Below are 4980 nucleotides of genomic sequence, written 5' to 3'. Positions count from 1 at the left end.
CCTTTTTTCAGCGTTGTCAGGATCTTGTGCGAAGTGCCTGCTCCCGAGCGCACGTTCAGGTTCGCTGTTGTTGTGCCCGAGTACAAAGTTGTTTCGGTACTTAGCGTTGATACCGATGTTGCCGCACTTTTTTCAGCAGTTATGTATTTCGCTGCAACATAGGCTGCTCCGCCTTTGTAATCAATCTCCAACCAACCATCACTTGTTTTGCCGGTGACGGTTACTGTTGTTCCGCGAGCCAACGTTTTCAAAATGGTTCCCTCTTCAGAAGGCAGCAGACGAACATTTAAGTTGTCGGTTGTGACGCCTTGGTAGCTGGCGACACTTTGGACAGACAAAGTCGGCACCGCTTCCTTTGTTTCTTCTACGCGCTCCGTATAGTACCCGTCAACATAAGCGGTGCGTCCTTCATGTTTAATTTTGAGCCAATTTCCCTTTTCACTCTTCTTGTCTATCCCTATGACGTCAAAGGTCTGATCTCTTTTTAAGAGACCAATTGCGGGTTGATCCGTTCCGGGTGTACTGCGGACATTCACATTCGTTGTTGCTTTTGCCTTGTATGCATCAAAAGTTTCTGCTGAAGCATGGTTCGGCACACCGGCAACTGCGGCTACTGCAGCCGCTGCTGCTACGGTTCCGACAAGCGTAAACTGACGATCTGGGCTCATTAGGCCACCCCCGAGTATGATAAAAATCGAACTATTTCCTTTATTATACAGGTAAGTTATACCATTTGTTTAGTCCTAATGACCAAATAGCTGCAAAACATGAGGAATGTCCCATAGATTACCAGTTTGATACAGTACATCTGCAATTGTCTATCATGACCCCTTATAAGCGATTGCCTGATTGCCGAACTGAGTCCACGCCTCAATGAACGCTTTTTTATCGGCTTTGCTGCCCGGCGCGCCTGCAAGCGGATCGTTAAAATAAACATGGTCCGAATCAAATCCGGTAACGAGCACGGAATGCTCTTTAAACGTAATTCGAATTGTCCCTTGCCTTGTCGGCCATTCTTGCCAAGCATTGTCAGGAACAGGCACAAAATTAATGCTGGTGATGACCCAAACCGGTGTCCCGGAAGCAATCTGCTTCTCAACCGCAGACCACGGCTTTCCCGTCATATCAATGATGCGGTTTCCCAGATAATCGCGTGCTAAATCGGCAATCGGCCCATGATAAACGGCAAGTCCGGGATTTGAGCGGGTTCCGTGATACATATTGCCAACAAATCCTTCGTTCGGATTGCCCTTATAGGTTCCGGATTGGAAAGGGACTTTTTTTATCTGACGTGCAAGCGTCATCTTATCAACCTTTACGCCAGCAGACTGAAGCAGCATCGTCAGACTGGTGATCTCGCAGCCATTCGGAAGTTCAGGCCTTTGACTGGCATACGGGGCAGTCAATTTTTTATCCAAGACTTCATCATGTTGCTGTTGTACTGATTCCGGAGATTCTGGTGGTTCTGGTAATTCTGGTGATTCGATCTCACCCGCGGGCTCTTCCTTTGCCTGCTGTTCTTGTTTCTCCGGAGCATGAGTGACCATATAAAAAATGGATAGAGAACCAACCATGATTATGCTGATCATGAAAAGTGCCGCAACAAACTTTTTCATTACGCTACCGCCCTTAATTTTCCTAATCTTAGTGACTACGCTCTAAGAAGCAGAGCAGATGGTACAGAGTCTCAATGGTTGGAACCGAAACCTCACATTGTTTTGCCGTCTGAATCACAAAGCCGAGAATTGCGTCTAATTCCATTGGCTGCCCGTTCTCAAAATCCTGGAGCATCGATGTTTTATGATTTTGAATCGCCTCATCGGGGGTAAGAAGTCCTGTCTTGTAATCCTCTCTGATAATTATGCCCCGTTTATCCGCCAAATTCAGAAATTCTGCACTGACGCGTTCAAGCAGCAATTTGAGATCCGGGTCTTTTAATGCCGTGCCGACCCTCGTTTGTGTTAACGCGGTCAACGGATTATACGTGATATTCCAAAGCAGTTTTTCCCATTTGATTCGCTTAATGTCGGAGGTAATGCATGCAGCTGCTCCCGCCTGAAGCAGCCGCTTCTCCAATTCGATCAAACCCACATCTTGATGCGCGCGGCTCTGCCACTCGCCGATCACCAGCTTGCCATCACCAACGTGATTAACAATTCCCGGTGCTTCACGAATGATCGAGATAAACGCCGAACCGCCAATGACCCGTTCAGCACCAAACACTTCTGCCAGCCTTTCTTCATTACCGATTCCATTCAGCAGACAGATGATCTTCGTCCCGTCTCCCATTAAAGCTTTTAATTCCTCTATCGCTGCTTCAATTCCTGTCGATTTTATCGCTAAAAGAATATAGTCAAATGCAGCATGCCCTTGCAAACGCTCGGAATCGATAACGTTGACCGGTAACGAAAAATCACCATCGATACTCTTTACAACCAATTCGTGATGTTTCAGACGTTCGTATGTGCGTCCCCTCGCAATGAAGGTCACGTCTGTATGTTCCTTGGCAAGAATTCCACCGTAATAACATCCGATCGCTCCTGCTCCTAAAACTGCGATTTTCAAATTACCCACGCCCCATTCCAAGTTTATGAATCGATTCTTCTGCTGCACCTTTTTCTTTTTCTCTATGATTAATAGTTTACAATAGTTTGTTTTCATTGAGGTGACAAAATGATTGCGCGGGAGCTGATTTCGAGGATCACCGCTCTTCTGATATACTGATCAAAGGCTTCCCGGGTAAAGGAATTTGCCCAGGATGCAGCGAATGATCACAAGGCAACGATTTTAATGGAAAAGGTGACGTGGAGTGAAATGAACGAAATTATTATTTATTGCGATGGAGGCTGTCGCGGCAATCAGAGTGACCGCAATGTCGGCGGCTGGGGAGCAATTCTTCGTTACGGAGACAATGTGAAAGAACTGCGCGGCGGCATGCGCAACACAACAAATAATGTCATGGAGCTGACTGCCGCAATCAGGGCCCTTGAATCCCTGAAATCAAACCAGATTCCGGTTTCTTTCTATATCGACAGCGCTTATGTCGTCAACGGCATGAACAGCTGGATTCACGGCTGGGTTAAAAAAGGATGGAAAAACTCAGCAGGAAAACCCGTTAAAAACAAAGAGCTGTGGATACGTCTGAATGAATTGGCTGAAAAGCAGGATAAAATTACCTTTAATAAGGTCAAGGGGCATCACGGTGTTGAATACAACGAGCGTGCCGATCAACTTGCCAATTTAGCCATGGATGATTTGGAAAACCAATAAAGCAAAGGGTGTCTCAAAAGTCTATCGACTGTGAGACACCCTTTTGTATGAGCTTAGATTGCCACTACTATATTTGACGCGATCATACGTACAGCTAACCCTCCATTGAGATACCCCAGCAATAAAATTGCATGCCCATTTTCGAAAAAAGGGGTTACGGAATCATGGGTCTGAAGCTGATTGGTAGCGGCTCTGTATTGATCAGGATCAGTGCATCTTCAGCCTGTACCTAATCTGGTCTATCGATGTTCTCGCTTTCCTCAATGAAAGATTGTTCGCAAAAAATTGTAGAGACCATTCTGATCATAGGGGCTCTCGGTCACCCATTTTGCTTGTGCCTTCACATGATCCGGTGCATTTTTCATCGCTGCCGAGTGTCCGGCAATCTGAAACATTGGCAAATCATTCTCACCATCACCGATGGCCAAGGCATGCTCTGGCGACAGATCAAAGTAATCCAGCAACCGACGGACTCCGCTCGCCTTCGATATATTTCTTCCGACAAGCTCCACGTTGTTACGCGAAGATGAAAACTGGTCAAAAGCAAATGTCTGCTGTAATCCGTTCAGTTCCTGTTTCCACGTATCCATGATCGATGGATCGCTACTGAAGAAATACATTTTGGCAATTTGTGCCGACTCTTCCTCGGTCAGCGCATCTTTCCACACCATATCCTCAAGAACAGCCTGTCTGCGTGAATTCCATTCATTTTCGCCAACTGAATGCGGCTTTTCTCCTTGGATCTGATCGATAACATAGCTCTTATCACGGTTTAGAATGGTTCGTCTGCCCCCAATCGGGTGAAGCTGGTAATACATGTGCTGTTCCTCCGACCGGCGAATCATCAGCTGTACGAGGTCGCTCGGCAGCGCGCTTTGAAAGATCTTTTCGCCCCCTGCAAATACCGCCATTCCATTTGAAGCAACCATTCCTTCATGGGGAAAGTCGCTAGGGAGAGCATTCAGCGCATCTACTTCTGTACGCCCCGTTATAACAAACACACGCTTGCCAAGTGATCGCAGTTTCTTTAAGTATGCGTTCAACTCGGGGGTAACCTGATTTTCCGGTGTTAATGTCGTCCCGTCCAAATCCAGCATAACTGTCTCAATGTGCACAGTCTTGCACCTCCATATGATCGTCTCTTTCACTCATTTTACCTTTTCCTGACGCAGCGCGCATGTTCCACACTCAGGAACGAGCGTATTTTCAGCGGGCATGGAAACGCTCCACGATCTCGGCCCTTTAAAGCGTGCTATGATTAGACCATTGAGGCGACGTTCAAAACCCAAAACCGACATGATCTTGCTCTGATGAAAACTCATTCATTTGTCTATACTAAGTAATGGATAAATTACTCTATAGGAGGGCATTTGATGCTGGGTCTGATTTGGACGTTGATCGTCATTCTGTTTGTTATTTGGCTTGTTCTGCTGCTGCTGAAAATCGGTGGCGCGCTTATTTACCTTTTGCTCATTGCCGCGCTGGTTCTGTTTATTATTCAATTTTTCACGCGCAAGCGATGAACGCGGGTGAATCGGGTGCATTTCTGATGCTATTCGCTGAACTGCATTTCTGAGCATCAGATTCGTATTCCCCTTGAAATGGGTTGATTCCGATCCAATTCCAGGGGGTTTTTCAGTATTACCTGTAAGAAAAACCAGGCTGTGCTTGGTCCTTAATCTCCAGCCATGTGTGATGGACTCGTGTCTT

Annotated in this window: 6 protein-coding genes; 2 read left to right on the top strand and 4 right to left on the bottom strand. The window is 46.4% G+C overall.

The window, feature by feature from the left end:
- From SIN01_RS13945 to SIN01_RS13935, 3 genes are all read right to left on the bottom strand, one after another.
- A partial coding sequence (locus SIN01_RS13945) for an SH3 domain-containing protein (RefSeq protein WP_141306141.1) occupies nt 1–668 on the bottom strand: 668 nt, incomplete at its 3' end.
- A gap of 153 nt (nt 669–821) precedes the next feature.
- A complete protein-coding gene (locus SIN01_RS13940) occupies nt 822–1616 on the bottom strand; it encodes a C39 family peptidase (protein ID WP_010027365.1) in 795 nt (264 codons plus the stop codon).
- 28 nt (nt 1617–1644) lie between these two features.
- Nucleotides 1645–2574 (bottom strand): ketopantoate reductase family protein, encoded by a 930-nt coding sequence (locus SIN01_RS13935; protein ID WP_373864412.1) that lies wholly within the window; start codon nt 2572–2574, stop codon nt 1645–1647.
- A gap of 240 nt (nt 2575–2814) precedes the next feature.
- On the opposite strand from SIN01_RS13935, the gene rnhA reads away from it, so the two are divergent.
- Entirely contained in the window at nt 2815–3270 is a 456-nt protein-coding gene (gene rnhA / locus SIN01_RS13930; RefSeq protein WP_010027367.1) for a ribonuclease HI, read from the top strand.
- Between the two features lie 260 nt (nt 3271–3530).
- Here rnhA and SIN01_RS13925 read toward each other — a convergent pair whose 3' ends face one another.
- Nucleotides 3531–4385 carry a Cof-type HAD-IIB family hydrolase gene (locus tag SIN01_RS13925; protein WP_010024857.1) on the bottom strand — a complete coding sequence of 285 codons (855 nt, stop codon included), beginning with the start codon at nt 4383–4385 and terminating at the stop codon, nt 3531–3533.
- 258 nt (nt 4386–4643) lie between these two features.
- Here SIN01_RS13925 and SIN01_RS15130 point away from each other — a divergent pair, with 258 nt between their 5' ends.
- Nucleotides 4644–4793 carry a DUF5670 family protein gene (locus SIN01_RS15130; RefSeq protein ID WP_156994728.1) on the top strand — a complete coding sequence of 50 codons (150 nt, stop codon included), beginning with the start codon at nt 4644–4646 and terminating at the stop codon, nt 4791–4793.
- Nucleotides 4794–4980: the final 187 nt, after the last annotated feature.

The organism is Sporolactobacillus inulinus (genome assembly GCF_006539285.1).
In the GTDB taxonomy this organism is placed as follows: Bacteria; Bacillota; Bacilli; order Bacillales; family Sporolactobacillaceae; genus Sporolactobacillus; species Sporolactobacillus inulinus.
Note: the sequence above shows the minus strand (reverse complement) of the source record. Positions and strands in the feature narration are given on the sequence as shown.

Excerpts from the sequence above, each read along its gene's own strand:
- SIN01_RS13940 (WP_010027365.1), bottom strand. The coding sequence starts at position 1,616 with ATGAAAAAGTTTGTTGCGGCACTTTTCATGATCAGCATAATCATGGTT.
- rnhA (WP_010027367.1), top strand. The coding sequence starts at position 2,815 with ATGAACGAAATTATTATTTATTGCGATGGAGGCTGTCGCGGCAATCAG.
- SIN01_RS15130 (WP_156994728.1), top strand. The coding sequence starts at position 4,644 with ATGCTGGGTCTGATTTGGACGTTGATCGTCATTCTGTTTGTTATTTGG.